Below are 25,279 nucleotides of genomic sequence, written 5' to 3'. Positions count from 1 at the left end.
ATAGTGCCGACTACGTATCTTTGATGCGTGGTCGGCAATTATTGTCAAAGCTAAATACGAACAAATGCTGAGATGTTCAGGCAAAGCCAAAGAGAACATAAATATGATAAATAAACTCAACACCAGCAGTTTAACAAGGGTGGGCCTATTTACATTGGCAATCACAGGATTACAACCTGTATTTGCCAGTGTTCAGCTTACAACACAGCCAGAAACAGAAGGTTACTCACTGTTTACGCGAGCTGCTTATCCGGAGCAAAACATCGCTGGTTTCGAATTTTGTTGTGGTGGATTTGATACTTACCAAGAACACGGATTTTCTCAGGCCACTGGCGACTTTATCAAGTTGGACGGCGGCCAATGGGCTGCAGATATAAATGGTGCTATTGGGCAACGTGCGTTTGCCAGTTATGGTGACGGTTTTGATGGTGATTGGGATACCAGTGCGCAACACATCGGCTGGCAAGCCACTGGTAGTATTCGCACGCCTGAATTTACCATAGATAAAACCTATATTAATTTTAAAATTGGTGGTGGTAGTAACCGCTTTGATCAAGTTAATGCAACTTCAGCTGTACTGGTCGTGGATGGTGAATGGGTACGACATGCCAGCGGTGATGATCAGCCATATCAGCTCAATTGGCAAAGCTGGGATGTGGCGGAGTATCAAGGACAAAACGCCTATATTCTGCTAATCGATATGCACCCTGCAGACGATTCAGATACCCAATTACCCTATTTATTGGCCGATGAATTTCGCGCTGCCGAACTCGCAGCAGTAGAACCTTCAGTCGCGAGTTATGTCAATCCGGAAAACGCAGGAATTCCATTGTTCGGCTCTGGCTATGCATTGGATTTATCCGGGTTTGAATTTTGCTGCGGAGGTTTTGATACCTACCAGGAGCATGGGTTCGGCAATGCTACAGGAGATTTTGATCAACTCGATGGTGGTTTTTGGGCCACGAGTATCAATGGTGCGATCGATGAACGTATTTTCTCAAGTTATGGTGACGGTTACTCTGACGACCAGGATACCAGTGCGGAGCAACTCGGTGGTAAAGCTACCGGCACACTGGACAGCCCGGAATTTACCATTAACCACAATTTTATTAATTTTCTGATTGGCGGCGGAAAAAACAGGTTTGATGCAGCCAATGCAACTGCAGTCGTACTGCTGGTAAATAACCAGGTTGTACGCCACGCCAGTGGCAGCAATCAGCAAAATCAGCTTTACTGGACCAGTTGGGATGTCAGTGAAATTGTCGGCCAGACGGCCAGATTACGCTTTATTGATCTGCACCCGGATGACAATTCGGATAACAGTCTACCGTACCTGCTGGCAGATCAGTTTCGCGCCGCAGATTCAGCGCTGGTAACACCAGATGTCAATAGTAAAGTTGATCTACAAGCTGCTAATGTCGCCAGCAATCCGGAGTCCGAGGGTATTGCAGCATTTAAGCGTCTGGATTTCCCACTGCAGAATATTGCTGGTTTCGAATTTTGTTGTGGCCGCTTTGATGGATTTCACGAACATGGTTTTCAGGCTTATGGTGACTTTGTCCGTTTTGATGGCGGGTTGTGGGCTAGCGACATAGGCAAGCATGTTGGCGATCGTGTATTTGCCAGTTTCGGCCAAGGTTTTGCCAATGAGGCCGACAGTATTGGAAGCTGGTATGGTGAAGAGACGACTGGCCGATTGATTACACCTGAATTTGCTATCACGCTGCCGTACATAAATTTTCTCACAGGTGGTGGTACTAATGTTTTTGGTCATTCACACGCGACAGCGGTAGTGCTAAGAGTCAATGGCAAAGTGGTTCGTCAGGCAACCGGCAATGGTTCGGTTGCTGAGCTGGACTGGCAGAGCTGGGATGTATCCGGCCTGATCAATCAGCAAGCCACTATCGAAATTATTGATTTGCATGATAATTCAGTCAACGACGGCAGTTTACCTTTTATTCTGGTAGACGAAATTCGTCAGGCAGAGCAGGCAGCTGTGACCCCGGTCGCAAGTGCGATTGTGAGCCAGGTTGAAGGTCATACCGTACCATTGCAGCTCAATATGGGTGATGCCAATCCATATTATGAGGATGGTGAGTTCTATCTGTATTATCTGCAAAACTCAGGTTATCACTCCTGGTATTTAAGCAAAACCACAGATTTGTTAACTTCAACGTTCCCGGAACAGGTTTTAGGCGCTTCGGCTGACAGCAGTAAACAAGATCAATGGACTGGTTCTGGCAGTGTCATCAAAGACCAGAACGGCCAGTACCACCTGTTCTATACAGGCCATAACGTAAACCATTCTCCGGTTGAAGCTGTGATGCACGCAGTAGCAAGCGACAATACCTTGAAAAGTTGGCAAACCATTGAGACTGATACTTTTACCGGTACCTATGGATATAGCGATTATGATTTCCGCGACCCGTTTGTTTTTTGGAATCAGGATGAACAGCGTTACTGGATGCTCATCACTTCTCGCTATTACGGGCAAGCCGTAATTGGTTTGTATACGTCAAACGATTTATCCAGCTGGACAGCGCAGCCGCCCTTATACCGTGAAAACTCTCCACTGAATCTGGAAGTACCTGAGTATTTTGAATTGTCTAGTACACCCTATATCGTTTATTCCGACCAACGCAATGAATCGCCCGTAGTCAAATATCTGGTTAACGACAATGGTGACTGGGTTAAGGCAAACGATGACCAGCTTGATGGCCGTTATTTCTATGCTGCGCGTTCGGCAGGTAATGAAATTGAACGCTTGTTATTTGGCTGGGTACCTCATACAGACGGCCGCAACGATGGTGCGGATCCCAGGTGGGGCGGAGATTTGATGGTGCATCAGCTGCATGCAACGGAAAATGGCAATCTTGCGGTAAAATTGCCGGACAAGTTGCGTCAGCAGCTCAATCGTCCTCTATCTGTTGAAGACATGGAAACCAGTTCCGGCGTTGTTCAGCATGACTCGGTGCAGAGTGAATCAAAGAATGATAAAGCCAAACTACAGATGAACAATGGCAATATATTTCAGACGCCAGGCGCACAAATATTGCTACCTGCCTTTGACAGTATGAACTTGCTGCAAGTAGACCTGACCAGTAATAAAGAAAATGCCAAGCTTGCGGTTGTGTTTGCGCAGGCTGACAGTCAGGTTCATTATTTGATTGAACTGGACAGCGAGAAGCAGCTGGCACGTTTGCTTTCTAAAAACGCAGAGCAGGTAACAGAGTTGGCACGTGTCCCGATTGAGTTAAATGCTCAACAAGGCATCCAGCTTGAATTGTTCCTACATCCTGAAAATGGTGTTGGTAGCTTGTATATTAATCAGGATAAAGCGCTCAGCTTCAGGCTCTATCAGCTGGCAGAATACAAAGTTGGTGTGCAGGCAATCAGTGGCATAATTGAAATAAAAGAATTAAACCGCTTTGCTAAATAGTCATACACATTGCGGCATAGATCGCCAACGAACTAACAGGCTAAGGCGTTTGCCTCCTGGTATCCGTCCGGAAACGCCAGTTTCTGGTGGGCGCGGGGAATGGCATTTTTTCCAACCAATTAAATTTATTAAAAATTTATCCGGACACTAATGGGTGTACCTATGAATAAAATCGTCTACTGGTCTCTCACGGTTTCCGTGGCGGGCTTTCTCTTTGGTTTTGATACTGCGGTTATCTCCGGGGCTGACAAGCCAATCCAGGAACTATGGCAAACCAGCCCGCTGTTTCACGGTGCTTTCATTATGTCATCGGCGCTTTGGGGTACGGTAATTGGGGCCCTCGCCGGCAGTATTCCCTGTGATGCACTGGGCAGGAAGATAACCCTGATCGGTGTCGGAGTGTTGTACTTGGTGTCTGCGCTGGGTTCCGCGATTGCGCCAGATCCGTACACGTTTTCCTTTTTTCGCTTTATCGGCGGGTTGGGTGTGGGCGCATCGTCGATTGCGGTGCCAGCATATATCTCTGAGATTGCCCCGGCCAAAATTCGCGGCCGACTGGTGGCCACCTACCAGTTCCAGATTGTGTTCGGCATTCTAATTGCATTCCTCTCCAATTATCTGGTGGCCGAGTGGGTCGGATTAAACTGGCGCGTTATGCTGGGTATCGAGGTCGTTCCGGCGGCGATTTTCCTGCTGATGGTGACGGGCGTGCCGGAAAGCCCGCGCTGGTTGATACGTCGCAAAAATGACGTTGAGGGGGGCAGGGCTGTATTGCAGCAGATTGGCGAGGCTGTGGGTGAGAGTGAGAATGTTGATAAATTGGTTGCACGGATCGAGGCTGACGCCCAGCAGCACCAGAAGGACCACCTGTACAATAAGGTTTATGCCTTCCCTATTCTACTGGCCTTTCTGATTGCCGCCTTCAACCAGTTGTCGGGCATAAACTTCATTATCTATTTCGCGCCGCGGGTGTTCGAGTTGGCCGGTCTGGACGCCAGTTCGGCACTACTCTCCAGCGCCGGTATCGGGTTGACTAACCTGGCGTTTACCATGCTGGGGCTTTACCTGATCGACAACGTGGGTCGCAAGACCCTGATGCTGATTGGATCGATCGGTTACATCGTGTCGCTGTCGGTGGTTGCCTGGGCGTTTTACAGTGGCGCCGGTGGCATGCTGGTGGTGTTATTTGTGTTCGTGTTTATTGCCTCCCATGCCGTCGGCCAGGGGGCAGTGATCTGGGTGTTTATTGCCGAAATCTTTCCCAACAGCGTGCGTGCCACCGGTCAGTCTTTGGGGGCCGGAACACACTGGGTATTTGCCGCGGTCATTACCCTGGTAATGCCGTTCTTCCTGAGCCGTTTCGAGCCCACCGCAATATTCATCTTCTTTGCCGCCATGATGGTACTACAGTTGCTGTATGTGTTGTTCATGATGCCGGAAACCAAGGGACGTTCACTGGAAGACCTGGGTAAGGATGTTTACGAACATCATTTGGTGTAACAAGACAAACAAAGAGAATCGAGAGTTACTTATGAAGATATTGCTTACCTTGCTAACCGCGCTACTGCTCGCTGGTGTTGCGCAGGCCGAATCACCTCTGCCAGAGGACCTCTACCAGGAGCTCTACCGGCCGCAGTTTCATTTTACCCCGCCGCAAAAGTGGATGAATGACCCCAACGGTATGGTTTACTACCAGGGTGAATACCATCTGTTTTACCAGTATCACCCCTACGGCAATGTCTGGGGGCCGATGCATTGGGGGCATGCGGTCAGCAAAGATCTGGTGTACTGGGAACACCTGCCCATCGCGCTCTACCCGGATCGATTCGGCACCATCTTTTCCGGCAGCGCGGTTGTTGACTGGCACAATACTTCCGGTTTCGGGAGTGAGGATAACCCCCCGCTGGTGGCAATTTATACTTACCACGACCATCTGGCGCACGACTTTGGTGGCAGCGATTTCCAGACCCAGGGTATCGCTTATAGCCTGGACAACGGGCGCTCCTGGACCAAGTATGGCGGCAACCCTGTGTTAGACAATATGGGAGATCGGGATTTTCGAGATCCCAAGGTGTTCTGGTATGCCCCCGGGAAAAAATGGATTATGACGCTGGCGGTCAAGAACCGGGTAAGTTTTTATTCCTCCAAAGACCTCAAGAGCTGGGATTTTGAAAGTGATTTTGGACGTGATTGGGGTGTGCACGGGGGGGTGTGGGAGTGCCCTGAGCTGGTTGAAATACCGGTGGCCGGATCAGATGAAAGCAAATACGTACTGCTGGTGAGTATAATTGCCGGTTCTCCCAACGGTGGCACCGCAACCCAGTACTTCGTTGGTGATTTCGACGGTACCCACTTTAAGGTAGATCCCAGCCTGCAGAATCTCAAAGTCGTGCCGGCTATTTTCCCGAAGGGAAAAATGTTCGAGGACTTCGAGGAGTCCCTGTCACGCTGGACTGTTAGCGGCGATACAGTGAAAAGCCAGCCGGTAGAGTTCTCCCTCGTCGACAAGGCCATTCATGGCAAAATGTTTGTCTCCACTGAGGGCCGGGGAACAGCGGGTACTGGCTCGCTCCGCTCGAAGAGTTTTACCATTGCGCAGCCCTTTATCAATTTTTATATTGGCGGCGGTGCTGATAAGGACTTACAGGGGATGCGACTGTTGGTTGACGGCAAGGTGGTACGCCGTGCCGCTGGCAATAATTCCCAGGTGATGCAGGCGGCGAGCTGGGATGTCAGTGAGTTTAAGGGTCAGCAAGCGCAACTGGAGATCGTTGACCAGGCCGATGGCCGCTGGGGCTACACCTACATAGACAACATTGTGTTTACCGAGAAGGCCGCGCAGCCGCAGCAGGAATCCGCGCTGTGGCTCGATTACGGCACCGATAACTACGCGGGCGTTACCTGGTCTGACGTCCCTGCCGAAGATGGTCGGCGATTGTTTATCGGCTGGATGAGCAACTGGGACTATGCCACCAGTACGCCAACGGAGCGCTGGCGCAGCGCCATGACCTTGCCGCGCACGTTGCTGCTGAATCAAGCTGACCAGGGGTTCAGGCTGCACTCCCAGCCTGTGCGGGAGCTGGAAAAATTGCGCCATAGAAAGGCGAGTGTCGAAAGCACCACGTTCGACGGAACACTGGATTTGGGGCAAATGTTGCAGGGTAACACTGGCACCCTTGAGATCGAACTCAAACTGGATACCCTGCAAGCATCGACGGTGGCGCTGACACTGGCCAATGAGCAAAACCAACAGACTCTGTTCACTATTGATCGGCAGGAGGGCGTATACATTCTGGATCGCACCCAATCGGGCAAGGTGGATTTCGCCCGGTCGTTTGCCAGCGTACAGAAGGCCCCTATTGTGGGGGAAACAAGCGAGGTGTCGCTGCGAGTTTTCGTTGATCACTCCTCGATTGAGGTTTTTATCAATGACGGGGAGACGGTACTGACTGCACAGGTTTTTCCCGCCCAGCCCTACACCAGTGTGGCGCTCAATAGTGACGGCCCGGTTGAGGTGGACGCTGACCTGTACACGTTGAAATCGATTTGGCGCCAGAAAAAGTAAGTAAGATACAATTGAGGTAAGGGTCGATTGATTGCGTATATAACTCAATCGACCCTGGCTTTAATGAATTCTGTCCTCCATTGACCTGCCCCTCATTGAATTAAATCCCTTGATTACCAGTGCCGGCTTTTATGGGACATTGATGCAGCATAGGGGCAAGACGAAAATCGTAGATAGGCAATCTTTATGTCGGTATCTATTGTTCCAGTTTGACGGTGTTGTATCCTTGTCTGCAGTTATTGTGGCATTGCCCATGATGTGGTCTTCTCGATTGTTGACGATACTTCATTGACAACTCCCAGGTTGGTTGTAAATGTTTAATTTTTAGGGTGTGCTTGTGTCTTTACCGGTTGATGTGGTTCTCGTGGTGCTGGGGTATGACGCCAAAGGATTGTTTGCGCTTGCGTTGCCCGCTGCTTCTGCGCCGTGGTTGGTGCTGCCACATGCCGCGCTGAACGACGGTGTCCACCCGGATGAGGTCGCGCGAACATTGTTACAGCAGGTCACGGATACTGAAGCGGTACCGGAAAGAGTTTGCTTCGACTGCGATGGCGAGCGCCTGCAACTCATTTATCGGGTGCTGCTGCCCAGCCCCGATGACCCGGCCCTGCTCTCCGACCAGTTACAGGAAAAACAGAAGGAGTCTTATAAGAAGGGGGGCCGGAAGGCCGTCAAGCTGTACCGGAAACGCACGCGCTGAAGCGCGGTTCTTCAGATTAGGTGGTATTTACCCGAAAAGATCAATGGGGTGATGAGATTGAAGGTGCCAGAGTCATTGATTTTCTGTTTTAAGAAATCAATGACTCTGGCACCTTTGATTGCGTTGATTTTGACTTGGGCAAACCATTAATTCAGGCGGCAGCTACCGGCAAAGAAAAAACCCGGTAGCTGCCGCACTGGATTTTACTGCCACTGGCTGAAGCGTTTCAGCAGATCACAGACGCGACTGGAATAGCCCCATTCGTTGTCGTACCAGTTGAGTACGCGCAGGTAGTCGCCGTGAATCACCGAGGTGAAACTGGCATCGTAGATCGAGGAATGGGAGTTGCCGATAATATCGGACGACACCATTGGCCGGTCGCTGTATTCCAGAATACCGCTCAGTTCCGGTGTGGCTGCGGCAGCTTTCACCGCGGCATTGATATCGTCGACCGTGATCGACTTCTTCAGTTTCACAAACAGGTCTACCACCGATCCATCCGGCACCGGTACCCTGGCTGCTATGCCGTGCAAGCGGCCTTTCAGGTCGGGCAGCACTTCGCCCACGGCCTTCGCTGCGCCGGTGGAGGTGGGAATAACGTTTTCAGCCGCGGCGCGACTGCGGCGCCAATCGGAGTGCGGTACGTCGGCCAGGCGCTGGTCATTGGTGTAGGCGTGCACGGTATTGATGACACCTTCGACGATACCGAAATTGTCGTTCAGGACTTTCGCCATCGGCGCCAGGCAATTGGTGGTGCAACTGGCATTGGAGACAATGCGATGCTCCGGCTTCAAGCCGTTATCGTTGACCCCGAGGACCACCGTGTAATCGATGGGTTCTCCGGCGGGCACTGTCAGCACTACGCGTTTGGCGCCGGCGGTCAGGTGCATTTCGAGTTGCGAGCGCTTGCGAAACACGCCGGTGGATTCGACCACGACATCGATGCCCAATTCAGCCCAGGGCAGGGCGGCGGGGTCCCGCTCACAGAGCAACTTGGTGCGCCCCTTGGGGGTGACAAAGTGTCCGTCTTCCAGTTTCAGCGCCTTGCCAAAAGGCCCCATAATGGTGTCGTAGTTCAACAGGTAACGCAGCGCGTCAGGGTCGAACAAATCATTGACGGCAACGATGTCTATGCCTTCGACATTTTCCAGGATCCTGAAGACCGAACGACCGATCCGTCCAAAACCGTTGATTGCAACTTTCATTACGCAGCCTCCTCCGCAGCATCCAGTTTGGCGTACAGCCTGACTACATCGAGTAGCCGCGCCGCGTGCCCCAGGTTTTCATACCAGCTCAGCGTCTTGATGGTATTGGAGCCCGCCTTGATGGTGCCCGGTATATCGAACAGCAGCGAACTTGAATTGCCGATAACATCCGAGGAAACAATCGGGTCTTCGGCAACGGCGACTACCCCCGGGAAGCGAGCAACACTGTCGCGCATAGCTTTGTTGATATCATCGACGCTAACCGCGGTATCGGTGAGCACCAGGTTGACGTCCAACAGGCAGCCATCCTGGATGGGTACATTCAACGCCGAGGTGATGACCTTGCCCTCGAACTTGGGCAGGATTTGACCGATCCAGAGGCTGGCTTCGTGGGTGTTGGGGATAATATTTTCTGCCGCCGAACGGCTGCGACGGAAATCGCTGCCGGCGTAGTCTTGCAGCGACTGGTCACTGGTGTAGGAATGTATGGTGGTCATGCTGGCGCATTCAATGGCGAAGCGATCGGACAGGATGTCCAGTAGCAGGGCCAGCGCGGTGGTTGTTGCCGAGCCGGCGGAGACCATACGGTCAGCGGCGGAGATGCTGTCGCAGTTAATGCCGGGAATAACAATGCGGTCGATCCCGTCCCGCGGCAGGCTGCGATTCAGTACCCTGGGGGCGCCGCTGCGCAGGTGATCTTCCATAAAATGCTTTTCGCGGAAATTACCGGTCGCATCGATAACCATGTCTACCCCGAACACATCCCATGGCATTTCTGCCGGGCGATCGATGGGCATCATGCGCGATCGAAAGCGGGGGTTGCAAAGGAAGTTTCCCTCGAGGGTATGTTGATCGGGATTTTTTACTTCGGAACAAAGTAGATAGTGCAGGATTTCCGGGGCGCCGATGTCGGCAATGGCGACAACTTCGATATCGTCGCTCTGGGATGCGAGCTCGTAGATCTTGCGGCCGGTTTGGCCAAAGCCCATTATACCTAGTCTTATTGGCTTGGGTTTACTCATCGTCAGACTCCTTCGGGTTGCTCTGTGATGGTAGTCGCCTAGCATCCCACAAAAAAACTCGCAGGAGAAGAAAGGATCGCGAAAACTGCAAAAACTCCGCCGCGTTTTTATTGGGTGGTAAAAATCAGGCGCATTTTTGCATCGCAGTGGTGCGACTGCTGCGAGAATTAGTGTCGCTAGTTCAGGGCGATGGGGCGGGCTCCTGTACGGCCGGATGGCGGCGGCGGGTGTATTGCAGCACCGTAGTGGTCAGTGCCGGCAGCAGCGTCAGGGTTACCAGGGCCGCGCCGATAATGCCAAACATGACGATGGCGCCGACGCCGCGGTAGAGTTCGGTGCCAGCACCGGGAATCAGCACCAGCGGTGCCAGGCCGAACAGCGTGGTGATGGTGGACATGGCGATGGGGCGCAGGCGTGCTTCCACCGCCTCCTGCACTGCCGCTTGCACCTCCATACCCTGTTTGTCGATATTGTCCACGGCCCGGTGCACGATCAGGATCGGGTTGTTCACCACCGTGCCCATCAATATCAGGAAGCCGAGCATGGAGATCATGTCAAACGGCTGCACTATGGCGTTGAGCCCCAGCCAGGGCAGCAAACCGCCGGCGAAGTTCAGCAGCCACAGGCCGACAATGCCGCCGGCAATACCCAGCGGAATGGAGGTCATGATCAGCAGCGGGTAGCCCCAGTGATTGAAGATGGCGACCAGCAGCAGGTAGATGATCAGCAGTGCCACCAGGTAATTGCTGGTGAGGGCGGCGCGGGTGGCATCCAGTTGGTCGGCAGCGCCGGAAATGTTCAGGTTGACACCGGCCGGTATGGCGCCTTGCGCGCGCAGGTGGCCGACCAAATCGTTGCGCACAATTTCGACCCCGGTTTCCAGCGCCACGCTGCGCGGGGGAATGATATTGAGAGTGACGGTGCGGCTGCCGTTGACCCGGCGCATGCTGCTGGTATCAACCTTCTCTTCAATGCGGGCGAGGGAGGCCAGTGGCAAAACCGCGCCGCTGGGCGTGTAAATGGGCAGCTGGGCGAGGGTGTCGAGTTCGGCGTTTTGCCCGATATTGCTGTACAGGTAGATATCGATCTTGTCGTCGGCGAGAAAAAACTCGTCCACATAGCTGCCATCGGTGAGGGCTGCCACGGTAAAGCCCAACTCCTCCGAGTTCAGGCCCAGTTCGGCGGCGCGCTGCCAATCCGGATGTATTTCCACCATCGGCTGGGCCAGGGTCAGGGAAGAGGGGTTGGTCTGGATGCGCGGATTATCAAACACTTCACCGGCACGGAGGTAGGCTGCCTGGGCCACCTGGTAAATGGCGGCCAGGTCCGGGCCGGATATATCGAGGTTGATGCTGCGAGTGCCGCCGTCGTTGCTGGTAATGATAGAGCCCCGTGCGGCGAAGGCGCGCATGCCCGGGTATTCCTGATACTTGGCCGTCAGTGCGTCCATCAATTCATCGATGTCGGCGGCCTCGACCGGTTCGGCGATGATGCGCAAGCTCTGTGACGAAACGCGCATATTGAAGTACCTTATCGCTGGCACCGGTGCGTCACCGCGATGAAAGACCGCCGGGTCGGCGCTGACAAATGGCAGCAAGTAGGCCTGGATATCCGCGCCAATCTCTTGCATGGCCGCCAGGTTGTATCCCGGCGGCGCGTTCATGGTGGCAAACACCTTGGGCTCTTCGCCTTCCGGCAGGTATTCCGCCGGAGGCGTCAGGCCGATAATGATGGCGGCGCTGAGCAGAATCGTAATGGCGATACAGCCGAGGCGCCGGCGCCGGGTGCTGAGCAGCCAGTTCACTCCGTTGAGGGTAAAATGACGGGCGCGCAGCCCCCAGTGGTGAGCGCTGAGGTAGTCGCCGAGCTTGCCGCCGGCGTGAGGGTCGGCCTCCAGGCGCAAGCGTGCCGCCGCAGTCGGCAGTACCGTTATGGCCACCAGCATCGACGCGAGGATCGCCGCGGAGATGGCGATGGCGACATCCGAGTAGAGCTGGCCCGCCTCCTGTTCGACGAAAGCCACCGGCAGGAACACCAGCACCGTGGTCATGGTGGAGGCGAAGACTGCCGGCCACACTTTTTTAACGCCGCTGATGGCCGCCTGCATGCGGTCCAGGCCGCGGCGCCGTTCCAGTTCGATGCTTTCCAGTACCACGATGCTGTTGTCGAGGGTCATGCCGATGGCAAAGGCAATGCCCGCCAGGGAGATGACGTTGACGGTGCGGCCGAACAGCAGCAGGCCGAGAAAGGCGACGATGATGCAGATGGGCACACCCATGACACCCACCGCCGTGGCGCGCAGCGAACGCAAAAACAGGAACATGACCGCCACCGCCAGCAGTGAGCCGATGGCCAGGTTTTGCCAGACGTTGCGCACCGAGTCTTCCACGTAGCGCACGTCATCGGCCATTAATTGAATCGACATGCCGGCGGGTTCCAGCACGTCGCGATTGATACCCGCCAGTTCCACCAGCATGTCGCGCTTGATGTCGATAACGTTGGAGCCGGCCTCGCGGCGGATGGAGACGAAGATATTACGCTCACCGTTGAAGCTGGTGTTGTCGCGTTTTTCAAAATGATCCAGCTGCACCGTCGCCACGTCCTGCAGCCGGATAATGGCATCGCCCCGTCGCGCCAGTACCAGCTGCTGCAATTCTTCGAGATCCTGAAAGCGGCCGATGGTGCGCAGCAGGTATTGGCGTTTACCGGAGTCTATCTCGCCACCGGAGCGGTCGCGATTGCGAGTGCGGATGGCGTTGCGGACATCGGCCAGGGATAACTGGCGCTGGGCCAGCCGGGCCGGGTCGATAAGAATCTGCAGCTGGCGCTCGGCACCGCCGCTGATATTGACTTCCGACACACCGGTGACTCGCGCCATACGGGGTTTGACGTTGTCCTCGACAAAATCCTGCATCAGGTCCATGTCCAGCTGCCGGGGGTTGCCCGGCAGCGGGGTGATGCTGAAAAACATAAATGAATTGCCGGAAAAGGAGTTGGCGTAGATGCGCGGTTCATCCACGCTTTCCGGGTAGGAGGGCACCTGGCTGAGGGCGTTGTTGACCCGAATCAGCATCTCGGTGATGTCGGTGCCGAACGGGAACTCCAGTTCAATTTCCGCCTGGCCGCTGTTGGCGGTGGCGATGATGCGCGCCAGGTTGGGCAGGTTGCGCAGGTATTCCTCCTGCTCGATAAGGATTTCTTTTTCCACATCCTGGGGCGTGGCGCCGGGCCAGTTGGTGCGGATGCTGATCGTGCGCACGTCGAGGTCGGGAATCATTTGCACCGGTATACGCGCCGCCGCCAGTATCCCGAGGACACTGACAATCAGGGTAATAACGGTCATTAAAATCCCGCGTTTGACGATGTGTTCGAACATGCTGAATGCGACCCTGTCCCTGAACTGAGATGAAAATTGTAAGCGCTCAATGCCCGTCGATTGCGACCCGCAACGCGCCGGGCGCCTTCTTGCCGAAGCTGTGGCTAACCGTCGATAATGCGCAGGCGCTGGCCGTTCTGCAGAGCTTCGTTGCCCTTGACCACCACCCGGTCGTCAGCCTTGAGGCCCTGGCGGATTTCCACCATACCATCGAAGGATTGGCCGATTTGCACCAGTTTTTCGCTGGCCACTGGCCCGTCCTTGCCGCTGCTAACGGTCCATACCACCACTCTGCCGTCCGGGTAACGCAAGGTGGCATCGCGCGGTACCGCTAATCCGGTTCTGCTGGTGGGGATTTGCAGGGTGGCGCGGGCAGACATACCCGGAATCAGGCGCTCATTCTGTGACTCTGGCTGCACCCGCAACAGGAAGGTGCGTGCTCCCGGTTCGGTTACCGGCACTATGGTTTGCACCCGGCCCTGAAAACGCTGGCCGGGCAGGGCGTTGAGGCTGTACTGGACTTCGGTGTCGGAATCCAGCGCCGCCAGGTAATCCTCGCCGACGGCAAAATCGAGCCGCAAATGCTGGTCGGCTACCAGCTCAAACACGCCCTGGCCGGGCACCACCCACTCACCCAGCTCCGCCAGTTTTTTGCTCACCACTCCGTGAAACGGTGCCTTTAACTGGTGCCTGGCGACCAGCTGCTGTTGATGACTGGCCTCGGCCCGGGCCTGTTCGAAGCTGGCCCTGTCCTCGGCTACCTCGGCCTCCAGGTCGCGCACTGTGCTTTCCGCGATGCTGCGCTGGGGCAACAATACTCGCGCTTCACGCAGCCGCCGCTCGGCATCCTGCAGCGCCAGTTGGGTTTGTTGGCGGCGGGCCTGGGTCGCCTGCAAGGTCAGCTGCGCCAGTTCGGGGTCCAGTTCCAGCAACAGGCTGCCCTGTTCAACCTGATCGCCCTCCTCGGCGTGGATGGCCACCACCAGGCCGCTGGCGGCGGTGGAGAGTTGGGCGACACGGGGGGAGGTCACTGTGCCGGTGATTTCCACCTGTCGATAGATCGATTGTTGCTTGATGGTGGCAACGGCCACCGGTACGCCTTCCGCGGCGGCGCTGGCGCCCGCTGACCACAATTGCAGACAGGCAAGGCACAGCAGGGCTGGAAGCCCGGCCGCGCGGGCAGCGCTGAATGACGATAGAGGGGATAAAACGGCAAAGGTGGGCAGTCGCAATCGGCGGTGGACAAACATCCTGTTGTAGTCTCTCTTTTGGGGGCTGTGTTGCAGAGTTCGATAGTAAGAGGTTAGCGTCAAGAGTGCCAGAGCTCTTAGATAACCAGTACGGCGGCGCCGGTAAAACGGCCCATACGCAGGTCATCCAGCGCCTGGTTGGCTTGTTCGAGGGGGTAGTGCACGGTGCTGGTTTCTATCGGGATGCTGGCGGCCAGGGGCAGAAACTCTTCGCCGTCGCGGCGGGTGAGATTGGCGACCGAACAGATTTCCCGCTCGCCCCAGAGAATCTCGTAGGGAAAGCCGGGAATATCGGACATGTGAATCCCGGCGCAGACCACTCGCCCGCCCTTGCGCACGGCGCGCAGGGCTTCTGGCACCAGTTCGCCGGCGGGCGCAAAGATAATGGCGCCGTCCAGCTCGGCAGGGGCGCGCTGGTTGGAGTCGCCGGCCCATATGGCACCCAGCGAGCGGGCAAAATCCTGCGCCTCCCGGTCACCGCTGCGGGTAAAGGCGTAGACCAGTTGGTTGTGGTGGCGCGCAACCTGGATGAGCAGGTGGGCGGCGGCGCCGAAACCGTAGAGGCCGATGCGTTGGCAATTGGCCACCAGCTTGTAGGCGCGATAGCCAATCAGGCCGGCGCAGAGCAGGGGGGCGGCTTGCAGGTCGTCGTAGTCGTCGGGGATGGCAAAGCAGTAGTTGGCATCGGCGACAGTGAACTCGGCAAAGCCGCCGTTGATCTGGTAACCGGTGTAGCGGGCGGCATCGCACAGGTTTTCCCGTTGCTGCTGGCAGTACCAGCAGTGACCGCAACTGCCGCCCAGCCAGGGCACGCCAACTCGCTCGCCGAGTTCAAAGCCGCTGACTTCGGCGCCGAGCCGGGTGATGTGACCAATAATCTGGTGGCCGGGAATCAGTGGCAATTTGGGTTCGGTAAGATCGCCGTCGACTACATGTAAATCGGTGCGACAAATACCGCAAGCAGTTACCCGGATCTGGATTTCGTGGGCCGCGGGTTCGGGCAGCGGTACATCCGCCAGTTGCAGTGGTTGCCGCTGCTGTTGCAGGATCATGGCACGCATTTGGTGTAGTGCCTCGTCTAATGTGTTTATACAGCAAGTCGCTGAAGGGTCAGTGTAAACCGCTTTGTCGCTAAATACAGCGGGCGAGAGTGGCAGCTGGTGCTGGCCGTATGATCCAGATCAAGCAAGGTTGCGAAAGTTGTCTGATTGCCGACTCTGTGCCGTAGACGCCGTGCCGGTTTGTCATGGATGACGCCGATGCAGTCGAAAAAGTTGAGGGAGTGGGGAGCTGGGTCATGGTGAGTCGTTCACCGAGGGGTTGGACAGTGCCTTCGGAAGTCAGCCGTCGCCGGCGGGAGGATAGTGAGCGCCGCCTGTTTGCAGGCGGCGCTCAGTGCTTGAGTACGGGCTGGTCGGGGTTTCGGCGCCTGGCTCAGTGCACCGCATCCAGGTCGGCGCAGAGGGAGTCCCGGATGGCTTTTGCCACGGTCACCGACCTGGCTTCAAGATGCGGATTGTCGATTCCAATAGTCAGGTCGGCACCGTTGTGCAGCGCCTGGATGGTGTCCGCCGGCAGCTCGAAACGGAGAAAGTGCACGCTGGAGGTTTTTTCCTCGTTGTCCCGTTCCATGTCTTCGTCGGCAATGGCGAACACCGGTTCACAGCCGCTCGCCTTGACCCACACCTGGTCTTCGACGCCGCGCAGCTTGGCCAGCATCGTCTTGCGCTCAACCGGGTCATCGTACTCCAGCATAAAAGTGGCCTTGAAGTTGCTGCCATCCGGAATCAGCGGGTTGTAGGCGTCCAGCTCCTCCTGGATGCCGTTGGCCTCAAAGATCCGTTCGATGCGCAGCATTTCCTGGACCTGGTAGCGAATGGTGGTTTGATCCTCAAAGTGCAGTCTGGCGTTGGGCCCCAGTGCAACCTGGCGTATGCGCTTGTGTTGCATCACTTGCTGGCGAAACTCGTTGCGCTTCTCGGCGTATTGCTCCAGCGACCAGAGGTCGTTGCGGTTCAGCTTGTTGGGGCTGGATTTGCTAGAACTCATGCTTTTACACTCCATAGGCTTTGCGTAACAGTGTTATTGGGTGGAGAGGGGTGTCGGTGGTGGTGGACAGGTTGGCGATGTGATTGGCTGCCATGGGGCAGTCGCTGGCAAAATGGGTCGCCGCTTGTTGATCGACCTTTTTCACCACCGGGCGGGCAATCTTCACCGCTTTGGCGTGAGTCTCGACCTTGACCGCGTAGGTGCCGTCGTGGCCGGAGCAGCGCTCGATGGGCAGCACCTGGGTATCCGGGATCAGGTTGAGTATATCGCGGGCTTTGAGGCCGATATTCTGCACTCGCAGGTGGCAGGCTACGTGGTAGCTGATATCCCCCAGCGGCTGCTTGAAATCGGTGTTCAGGGCGCCGCCCTTGTGGCGCAGAAACAGGTATTCAAACGGGTCGTAGAAGGCCTGCTGCACTTTTTTAACCTGCGGGTCATCCGGAAACAGCAGCGGCAACTCCTGCTTGTACATCAGTACGCAGGAGGGGATGGGGGCGGTCAGGTCATAACCCTGGTCCACCAGCGCCGCCAGCACCGGGATGTTGGCGTTTTTCAATTGTTCCACCGTGTCCAGGTCGCCCAGCTCCAGCTTGGGCATACCACAGCACTGTTCTTTCGGCACAATATCGATATAAATGCCGTTGTGCTGGAACACGTGGTAGAAGTCTTCCCCCAGGGTCGGAGTGTTGTAGTTGCCGTAGCAAGTGGCGTAGAGCGCCAGCTTGCCCGTGGTCTCACCCACGGCTGCCGGTTGCAGCTGTTTGGCCAGCGGCTTTACCCGTTTCCTCAGGGTGTTGCTGTAGTACTTGGGTACCGGTGCGTCGCGATGCACGCCCATGGTCTTCTCAAATACCTTGCGAAAGCCGGCATTGGCGTTGAGGGCATTGACGGTGACATCCACCAGCGGAATGCTGGCCATGGCGGCGACCTTGTCGGTGCTGGTCAGGGTGCGGTCGCGAAACGACGCGCCCTGCTGTTTGAATTTCAGTGCTTTGGCCCGCAGCATCAGGTGTGGAAAATCAACATTCCACTGGTGCGGTGGCACATAGGGGCACTTGGACATGTAACACATGTCACACAGGTAACACTGCTCTACGACCTTGCCGTAGTCGGACTTGGCAACGCCATCCACTTCCATGGTGTCGGATTCATCCACCAGGTCAAACAAGGTGGGGAATGCGTCGCAGAGGCTGACGCAGCGGCGGCAGCCGTGGCAGATGTCAAACACCCGCTCGAGTTCAGTGTTGAGAGATTCCTGGTTATAAAAGTCGTTACTTTTCCAGTCTATTGCGTGTCGTGTGGGGGCCTCAAGACTTCCTTCCCGATTACTCATAAAGCGAGTTCCGTATTCTTATTAGAGTCTTTTGGTTGGCCGGGGGGCTGCTGCTCCCTCCGGCCGTTCCTGAACGTCGCTCAGGCGTCGAGCTGGTCCAGTGCTTTTTGAAAGCGGTTGGCGTGACTGCGCTCGGCTTTGGCGAGGGTTTCAAACCAGTCGGCGATTTCGTCGTGGCCTTCGCCGCGAGCGGTTTTGGCCATGCCGGGGTACATATCAGTGTACTCGTGGGTTTCTCCGGCGATGGCCGCTTTCAGGTTGTCGGAGGTGCCGCCGATGGGCAGGCCGGTAGCTGGGTCGCCCACTTCCTCCAGGTATTCCAGGTGACCGTGGGCGTGACCAGTTTCACCTTCGGCGGTGGAGCGGAATACGGCGGCAACATCGTTGTAGCCTTCGACATCGGCTTTGGCGGCAAAGTACAAATAGCGGCGGTTGGCCTGGGACTCACCGGCAAACGCGGCTTTCAGGTTCTCTTCGGTTTGTGAGCCTTTGAGGGACATAATCGAACTCCTTGCATTTAAATTAATAGTTATTGGCTAACAAGTTCAAGCGCTGATCAATATACGCCAATAATTACCCTAATCAAGTAGCGGGCACAGTTAAAATGAAGCTTATCTATCAAGGCGATAATTGGAAGCTATCGTTGCGGTATGGGTCGCCGGATGCAGGCGTCGCTAAAAATTGCCCGCATTGGCGGTTGCAAAAGGGCAGCAAAACCTGAATAATCTGCGCCTCTTCGCAATGGTGGCTCATGCTGGTCCCCTCGCAATGACGAACTGTGAACCCCGCCAGGCCCGGAAGGGAGCAACGGTAACAGTGAGTTCATGTGCCGGGGTGTGGCTGGTGTGAGCCGCCTCCAGTTTTTATCTTCAGGCGCACGCGCTGCCCAGGGCAGAGCATACGGCTGCGCTTTTCCAGCAAGGCGCGCACTGCTGCAGCAATTGCTGCCTATTATCGATCCTGTTTCTGCCTATAATGAAAAATTGACGATAGAATTATCAGTTTGCCGCTACCTTTCAGGATGTGTTTGTATGGAAGCCCGGATTAAGGACTCCAAGGTTCTTATAGTTGATGATATCAAGACCAATCGCGAGATTATCAAGGCGATTATTGGCACCCGCTATCGCACCTATACCGCCAGCTCCGGCGAGGAAGCGCTAGCGACCTGCAATTCACTGCAGCCGGATCTTATTCTGCTGGATGTGGTGATGGGCGATATGAGTGGCCTGGAAGTGTGCCGCTACCTGAAGAGTGACGAAATTTTGCGCCACATCCCGGTGATATTTATCACCAGCCTGGAAAGTATGGCCAGCGAGGACGACTGCTGGAGTGTCGGCGCGGTGGATTTCTTGCTCAAGCCGGTCAATGCAACCACGCTGCTGAACCGGGTCAAGGCCCATATCACGCTCAAGTTGCAAACCGACTTTCTCCGCCAAATAGCCTATCGGGACGGCCTTACCGGCCTCTTTAACCGCCGTTACTTTGATGAGCAGTATGATATGCACCTGCGCCAGGCGCAGAGAAGCGGCGTCAACCTGAGCTTGTTGATCGTCGATATCGACTATTTCAAGCAATATAACGACAGCCTTGGCCACCTGGCCGGGGACGATTGCCTGCGGCTGGTGGCCGGGCTGATTAAATCTACCATGCACCGGCCGCTGGATCTGGTCGCCCGCTACGGGGGAGAGGAGTTTGTCGCCCTGCTGCCGGAAACCGACGCCGTCGGGGCTGCGCACATGGCAGAGCAATTGAGGCAGTGCGTTGCGGAACGGCAAATTGACCATCCTGCAGCACCGGGCGGTGTATTGACGGTCAGCATCGGGGTCGCCACCACCCGGATGGATCGCCCCAGTACCGGCCAGGATATGTTGGCCCAGGCTGACGCCGCCCTTTATGCCGCCAAGCAGGCGGGGCGGGGCCGGTATGTGATCGCGTCGCAGTGATTCCACGTCTGAGCTGGTGCTCATAAAGGGCATTGCGCCACAGTCAACTCGCCAGCGCCCCTGTGTGTGGCTATAATCCCCGATTCCGTTTCACGGTACTGGCCCTGTTTGGCAACGGCGCGATTGACGCGCGACTCCAGCCCGGCCAGACCACTAGAAGGACACCCATGAGCTATCAGGTTCTCGCTCGTAAATGGCGCCCACGCAGTTTTCGCGAGCTGGTGGGGCAACAGCATGTGCTCAAGGCGCTGGTCAACGCGCTCGATCACGATCGCCTCCACCACGCCTATTTATTTACCGGTACTCGCGGTGTGGGCAAGACCACTATCGCCCGCATTTTGGCCAAGTGTCTCAATTGTGAAACCGGGGTCAGCTCGGAACCCTGCGGCCAGTGCAGCGCCTGTAGCGAAATCAACGATGGTCGCTTTATCGATCTGATCGAAGTGGATGCGGCCTCTCGCACCAAGGTGGAAGACACCCGCGAACTGCTGGAAAACGTGCAATACGCGCCGACCCGGGGCCGCTACAAGGTGTACCTGATTGACGAAGTGCACATGCTTTCGTCGCACAGCTTTAACGCGTTGCTGAAAACGCTGGAAGAGCCGCCGCCGCATGTCAAATTCCTGCTGGCGACCACCGATCCGCAAAAGCTGCCGGTAACCATATTGTCGCGCTGCCTGCAGTTTCACCTCAAGAACATGGATCCGGAGCGTATTGTCGGTCACCTGAAGTACGTGCTGGAGCAGGAAATGGTCCCCTTTGAGGAGGCGGCCCTGTGGCAGCTCGGCCGGGCGGCCGACGGCAGTATGCGCGATGCCATGAGCCTGGCCGACCAGGCCATTGCCTTTGGCGGCGGCAAAGTGGCGGATACCGATGTGCGGGCAATGCTCGGCACCATCGACCAGAACCTGGTTTACCAGGTGCTGGAGGCGCTGGTCAGCGCCGACGGCCAGCAGATCCTACACGCGGTGGAGCAGTTGTCGCAACACTCGCCCGACTACAGCGCGGCGCTGGCCGAGCTGCTGTCCTGCTTGCACCGCATCGCCATCGCCCAGGCGCTGCCCGAGGCGGTGGATAATAGCCGCGGTGATCGGCAGCAAGTGCTGCAACTGGCCCAGCAGTTGCCGGCCGAGGATGTGCAGCTGTTTTACCAGACCGCGCTACTCGGTCGTCGCGACCTGCCCATGTCGCCGGATCCCCGTTCGGGGTTTGAAATGGTGCTGCTGCGAATGCTGGCTTTTCGGCCCCAGGGGGTGCACAGCGTGCCGACCAAAGCGCTGGCGGCAGCCAGTTCCGGGCCCGCTGTTGAGCAGTCGGGTGCAGCCGGACAGCCGACCGCCACGGCTGCCGCAGCGACTGTGACTGCCCCGGCAGGTGCCCCCAGCAGTGCTGGCCCGGCAGCTGAAGGTGGGGCTCAGGCAGCGCCGCCGGCGGCCTCTGCGGAGGTGCCCCCGGCAAAAAAGTCTGAACCGGTTGCAGCCGCGCTGCAGGCTCCCGCAGTGCCGGCTCCCGCAGTGCCGAAAATGGCGCCAATTGACAGCGAAACGGGGGCGGCCCAGCCCCGGTTGGAAGCTGAAGCCCGGCCAGAAGCTGAAGCCCGGCCAGAAGTAGAAACACAACAAGAGGTTGAAACCCCGCGAGAAGTGGACCAAGCGCGGCAACATGAGCAGCGCAGCGGTCGGCAGGAACATGTGCCGGCAGAGACGGGTGCAGAACAGCGCACCGAAATACGGCCAGACCTGGGCCCGCTAGCGGCGGACCCGGTGGATCCGAGTCTGCAAAATGGAGGGCGCGGTAGCGGTCTCGACCCCCAGCAGATGGCCGCTTTGGGCCTGCGCTCCGGACGGGACGTGCGCCCACCGAGCGCAAAGCCCGCGTCAGAAACAAAACCGGTGCCAGAAGCGGAGCCCGCGCCAGCTGCGGAGCCTGCTCCGGCCTCTGGCCAGGAGTCCGTTACAGAGGGGCAAACTGGCAGTGCCAGCGGGCAGCCAGAACCGTCGGCGGATACCAGCGCCCGGCTCAGTATCGAAGCCATGGAGCCGTCCCGCTGGACTGAGTTGTATCAGCAATTGGGAGTTGGTGGTGTTCTGCAAAGCACCGTCTCCAACTGCCAGTTAACCGCGGTGGCAGGGACGAGCTTTCATTTTGTGCTGGATGAAAACAACAGCACCCTGTTTGACCAGAGCCACCAGCAGCGTCTGGCGGATCTGTTGAGCCAGTATTTTGCTGTCGCCGTAGAAGCGGTGATAGAGATTGGGGTAGTTACCACTGAAACCCCGGCGGCGTGTTTTGTGCGCCAAAAGCAGGAGCGTCACGAGGCCGCTGTAGAGGCCCTGACCGGCGACCCCATAGTGCAAGAACTGCTGCAGCAATTTGATGCGACTCTACTGGAAGAGTCGGTAAAGGCCCGCTAAACACACGAGAGGTAAGTATGAAAGGTTTGGAAGATTTGATGAAGCAGGCCCAGGAAATGCAGGCCAATATGCAAAAGGTGCAGGAAGAGCTGGCCAATGCCGAGGTGCAGGGGCAGGCGGGTGCCGGCCTGGTAAAAGTTACCATGACCGGCCGTCACGATGTGCGTAAGGTGGATATCGACCCGAGCCTGTTGCAGGAAGACAAGGAGGTGCTGGAGGATTTGCTGGCCGCCGCGGTCAACGATGCGGTGCGCAAGGTGGAAGCCAATACCCGCGATAAAATGGGCAACCTCACCGCCGGCATGCAGATGCCGCCCGGTTTCAAAATGCCCTTCTAATGATTTAGCCCGGAAATAATAATCCCCTATGTTCAGCCCCCTGATCGATGAATTGATGAGCGCTCTGCGCTGCCTGCCCGGAGTGGGCCCCAAGTCGGCCCAGAGAATGGCGCTGCACCTGCTGGAGCGGGACCGCGAGGGGGCCGCCCGGCTTGCTGCGAGCCTGGCCAAGGCGGTGGAAGGTGTAGGTCACTGCCAGCGCTGTCGCACCCTCACCGAGCAGGAGGTATGCGGTACCTGCAGCAATCCCCGCCGCGATGATGCGCTTCTGTGTGTGGTGGAGACACCGGCGGACGTACTGGCAATCGAGTCCTCCGGTACCTTTCAGGGTAAATATTTTGTGCTGATGGGACACCTGTCGCCGATCGACGGCATAGGGCCGGCGGATATCGGCCTGGATGTGCTGTTGAGCCGTCTCCAGACCGGCGCGGTGGAGGAGTTGATCCTGGCTACCAACCCCACGGTGGAGGGGGAAGCCACGGCCCACTATATCGCCGACCAGGCCAAGGCCCAGGGGGTAAAAGTGAGCCGCATTGCCCACGGGGTGCCCCTCGGTGGGGAGTTGGAATATATCGACAGCGGCACCCTGGCGCACGCATTGTCTCTGCGGCAGGTGCTGTAATGGCTGCGATTCCGGTGGAGCCTATTTGGGTCGAAGAGACCGCCGAGCTCAATCGCTTGTGCGAGCGCTGGCAGCAACAGGCGGCGATTGCCATCGATACCGAATTTATGCGCAGCACCACCTTTTACCCGGAAGCGGCCCTGTTCCAGGTGGGGGATGGCCAGGGCTGTTACCTGCTGGACCCGTTGGCCATCGATGATTTCAGCGCCTTCCGGGCACTGATGCTCAACCCTCGGGTCACCAAGGTGATGCACTCCTGCTCGGAAGACCTGGAGGTTTTCCAGACCTTTCTGCAGGTGGTGCCAAAGCCGCTATTTGATACCCAGCTCGCCGCGGCAATGGTGGGGCAGGGGTTTTCACTGGGCTACGCGCCGCTGGTGGAGCGGTTGTTGGGGGTAGCTATACCCAAGAGCGAAACCCGCTCGGACTGGCTGCAGCGGCCCCTGAGCCAGCCGCAATTGCACTACGCCGCCCTCGATGTAGCCTATTTGCTGGTGGTGTACGCACTGATTTTAAAGCAGCTCAAGGCGGCGCAGCGGCTGCACTGGGTGCAGGAAGATTGTGCCGCTGTTGTGGAGCAGGCGGAACAGGGCACCGATCCCGAGCAGCTGTATTTGAAGGTGAAGCTGGCCTGGAAATTAAACCGCCAACAGCTGGCGGTACTGAAAACCCTGGTGGCCTGGCGGGAGCTGCAGGCGCGGGCGCGGAATGTGCCGAGAAATCGACTGGTCAAGGAGCGTGCGCTCTGGGATATGGCCGCCAGGCTGCCCACGCGGGAGTCGCAGTTAAAAGCCATCGAGGGCATTCCGCCGCGGGTGATTCGGGCCCAGGTCGAGGAGTTGCTGGAGATGATCTCGCAGGCATCAGAGCTTCCCGAGGAGCAGTGCCCAGCGTTATTGCCGCCACCGTTAACGCCGGCCGAAGGCCAGGTGTTTAAACAGTTGCGGGGGCGTGTGCGCGAAATAGCGGAGAGCTTGCAGGTGGCGCCAGAGATACTGGTGCGCAAGAAAGACCTCGAAGAGCTGGTTCGCTCCGCGACCAATGGTGCCAATTACCAGTTCAATGGCAGCCTCACTGGTTGGCGCCAACAGGTTGTGGGTGATGAGTTGCTGGCCATGTTAAATGCTTAGTTAATAATATGAACGGTTAAACTATGAAAATAATTTGTGATATTTACTGCAGTACCCGTGACAGCGACATGTATCTGTATGTGAAGAAGGAAGAGGGGTTGTCGCGCGTGCCGGAGCAGCTGCAGGAAAAATTTGGCAAGCCCCGCCATGTGATGACGATGCTGCTGCAGCCGGGGAAAAAGCTGGCCCGCGTGGAGGCCGCCAAGGTCATCGACCAGCTGCAGGAAAAGGGTTTCTACCTGCAGTTGCCGCCACCGAAAGATACGGCCATGCTGGACATTCATTTGCGCAATTCGAAATTTAATATATGACGCCCGGTTGCGATCTTGCCGTGTGTGACCTTTGCGGTTGCGACCTTTCCCGTTGTGACCTTCCCTTTGTGAGCATTCCAATTGTGACCTTTCCCATTGTTACATAGGCAGCAGCGATTATGAGCTCGTCCCCCCGTTTCTGGGAGCAGAAAAGTCTTACCGCAATGACCGACGCGGAGTGGGAGTCCCTCTGTGACGGTTGCGGCAAGTGTTGCCTGCACAAACTGGAGGACGAGGACAGCGGCGAAGTGTTTTATACCTGTGTCGCCTGTGCCCAGCTGGATACCGAACGGGGTGGCTGCCGCAATTACTCCCGGCGCCTGCAATTGGTGCCCGATTGTATTGACCTGCGGCCGCTGGACCTGGCGGCGCTGCACTGGCTGCCGAGCACCTGTGCCTATCGCCTGGTTTACGAACAAAAGCCGCTGCCCCCATGGCACCCGCTGATTTCGGGCAGCCGCCAGTCGGTGCACGAGGCTGGTATCTCGGTGATGGGCAGGGTTTATGCTGAAAGCGAGGTGGCGGTGGACGACCTGGAAGAGTATATCGTCCACTGGGTGGAATAGCGGCTGGCGCCGATAA

The 25,279-nt window shown here is 56.8% G+C and carries 19 protein-coding genes and 1 other RNA gene; 12 read left to right on the top strand and 8 right to left on the bottom strand.

All coding sequences use genetic code 11. From position 1 onward, the window contains the following. Positions 1–103: 103 nt before the first annotated feature. The 4 genes from G8764_RS03445 to G8764_RS03430 all read left to right on the top strand — a co-directional run bounded on the left by G8764_RS03445 (position 104) and on the right by G8764_RS03430 (position 7,704). Positions 104–3,439 (top strand): glycoside hydrolase family protein, encoded by a 3,336-nt coding sequence (locus G8764_RS03445; RefSeq protein WP_166161857.1) that lies wholly within the window; start codon positions 104–106, stop codon positions 3,437–3,439. A 162-nt stretch (positions 3,440–3,601) separates the two neighbouring features. Next, entirely contained in the window at positions 3,602–4,939 is a 1,338-nt protein-coding gene (locus G8764_RS03440; protein WP_166161855.1) for a sugar porter family MFS transporter, read from the top strand. 31 nt (positions 4,940–4,970) lie between these two features. Further along, the gene (locus G8764_RS22695) at positions 4,971–7,004 is read left to right on the top strand and encodes a glycoside hydrolase family 32 protein (RefSeq protein WP_166161853.1); all 2,034 of its coding nucleotides are present in this window, start codon (positions 4,971–4,973) and stop codon (positions 7,002–7,004) included. Positions 7,005–7,341: 337 nt separating this feature from the next. Further along, positions 7,342–7,704, top strand: a complete 363-nt coding sequence (locus G8764_RS03430; protein ID WP_166161851.1) for a hypothetical protein — start codon at positions 7,342–7,344, stop codon at positions 7,702–7,704. Between the two features lie 203 nt (positions 7,705–7,907). Here G8764_RS03430 and gap read toward each other — a convergent pair whose 3' ends face one another. The 8 genes from gap to G8764_RS03390 all read right to left on the bottom strand — a co-directional run bounded on the left by gap (position 7,908) and on the right by G8764_RS03390 (position 18,439). Beyond that, on the bottom strand, positions 7,908–8,909 hold the full coding sequence (gene gap / locus G8764_RS03425) for a type I glyceraldehyde-3-phosphate dehydrogenase (protein WP_166161849.1): 1,002 nt from the start codon (positions 8,907–8,909) through the stop codon (positions 7,908–7,910). After that, the gene (locus tag G8764_RS03420) at positions 8,909–9,931 is read right to left on the bottom strand and encodes a glyceraldehyde 3-phosphate dehydrogenase NAD-binding domain-containing protein (protein WP_166161848.1); all 1,023 of its coding nucleotides are present in this window, start codon (positions 9,929–9,931) and stop codon (positions 8,909–8,911) included. The genes gap and G8764_RS03420 overlap by 1 nt, the downstream gene beginning before the upstream one ends. 181 nt (positions 9,932–10,112) lie before the next feature. Next, a complete protein-coding gene (locus G8764_RS03415) occupies positions 10,113–13,307 on the bottom strand; it encodes an efflux RND transporter permease subunit (RefSeq protein WP_166161846.1) in 3,195 nt (1,064 codons plus the stop codon). A 104-nt stretch (positions 13,308–13,411) separates the two neighbouring features. Then, positions 13,412–14,557 carry an efflux RND transporter periplasmic adaptor subunit gene (locus tag G8764_RS03410; protein ID WP_166161844.1) on the bottom strand — a complete coding sequence of 382 codons (1,146 nt, stop codon included), beginning with the start codon at positions 14,555–14,557 and terminating at the stop codon, positions 13,412–13,414. 77 nt (positions 14,558–14,634) lie between these two features. Further along, positions 14,635–15,618, bottom strand: a complete 984-nt coding sequence (locus G8764_RS03405) for a zinc-dependent alcohol dehydrogenase family protein (protein WP_166161842.1) — start codon at positions 15,616–15,618, stop codon at positions 14,635–14,637. Positions 15,619–15,991: 373 nt separating this feature from the next. Next, positions 15,992–16,606, bottom strand: a complete 615-nt coding sequence (locus G8764_RS03400; protein WP_166161840.1) for a DUF3501 family protein — start codon at positions 16,604–16,606, stop codon at positions 15,992–15,994. Between the two features lie 4 nt (positions 16,607–16,610). Beyond that, on the bottom strand, positions 16,611–17,939 hold the full coding sequence (locus G8764_RS03395) for a heterodisulfide reductase-related iron-sulfur binding cluster (RefSeq protein ID WP_166161838.1): 1,329 nt from the start codon (positions 17,937–17,939) through the stop codon (positions 16,611–16,613). Positions 17,940–18,019: 80 nt separating this feature from the next. Beyond that, positions 18,020–18,439 carry a rubrerythrin family protein gene (locus G8764_RS03390; RefSeq protein WP_166161836.1) on the bottom strand — a complete coding sequence of 140 codons (420 nt, stop codon included), beginning with the start codon at positions 18,437–18,439 and terminating at the stop codon, positions 18,020–18,022. Positions 18,440–18,691: 252 nt separating this feature from the next. Between G8764_RS03390 and ffs the strand changes: the two genes are divergently transcribed. From ffs to G8764_RS03350, 8 genes are all read left to right on the top strand, one after another. Further along, an RNA gene (gene ffs / locus G8764_RS03385) (signal recognition particle sRNA small type) lies at positions 18,692–18,788 on the top strand. Between the two features lie 182 nt (positions 18,789–18,970). Next, entirely contained in the window at positions 18,971–19,882 is a 912-nt protein-coding gene (locus G8764_RS03380; RefSeq protein WP_166161834.1) for a diguanylate cyclase, read from the top strand. Between the two features lie 167 nt (positions 19,883–20,049). After that, on the top strand, positions 20,050–22,296 hold the full coding sequence (gene dnaX / locus G8764_RS03375) for a DNA polymerase III subunit gamma/tau (RefSeq protein WP_166161832.1): 2,247 nt from the start codon (positions 20,050–20,052) through the stop codon (positions 22,294–22,296). Positions 22,297–22,313: 17 nt separating this feature from the next. Further along, on the top strand, positions 22,314–22,634 hold the full coding sequence (locus G8764_RS03370) for a YbaB/EbfC family nucleoid-associated protein (RefSeq protein WP_166161830.1): 321 nt from the start codon (positions 22,314–22,316) through the stop codon (positions 22,632–22,634). Positions 22,635–22,662: 28 nt separating this feature from the next. Next, complete coding sequence (gene recR, locus G8764_RS03365; RefSeq protein WP_166161828.1) at positions 22,663–23,256, top strand: recombination mediator RecR; 594 nt, start codon at positions 22,663–22,665, stop codon at positions 23,254–23,256. Then, positions 23,256–24,386: a ribonuclease D gene (rnd, locus tag G8764_RS03360; protein ID WP_166161826.1), complete on the top strand. Its 1,131-nt coding sequence runs from the start codon at positions 23,256–23,258 to the stop codon at positions 24,384–24,386. The genes recR and rnd overlap by 1 nt, the downstream gene beginning before the upstream one ends. A gap of 23 nt (positions 24,387–24,409) precedes the next feature. Then, on the top strand, positions 24,410–24,697 hold the full coding sequence (locus tag G8764_RS03355; protein ID WP_166161824.1) for a YcgL domain-containing protein: 288 nt from the start codon (positions 24,410–24,412) through the stop codon (positions 24,695–24,697). Positions 24,698–24,816: 119 nt separating this feature from the next. Next, positions 24,817–25,263, top strand: a complete 447-nt coding sequence (locus G8764_RS03350) for a YcgN family cysteine cluster protein (RefSeq protein ID WP_166161822.1) — start codon at positions 24,817–24,819, stop codon at positions 25,261–25,263. Positions 25,264–25,279: the final 16 nt, after the last annotated feature.

It is taken from the genome of Pseudomaricurvus alcaniphilus (genome assembly GCF_011440395.1).
GTDB classification, from domain to species: domain Bacteria; phylum Pseudomonadota; class Gammaproteobacteria; order Pseudomonadales; family Cellvibrionaceae; genus Pseudomaricurvus; species Pseudomaricurvus alcaniphilus.
Note: the sequence above shows the minus strand (reverse complement) of the source record. Positions and strands in the feature narration are given on the sequence as shown.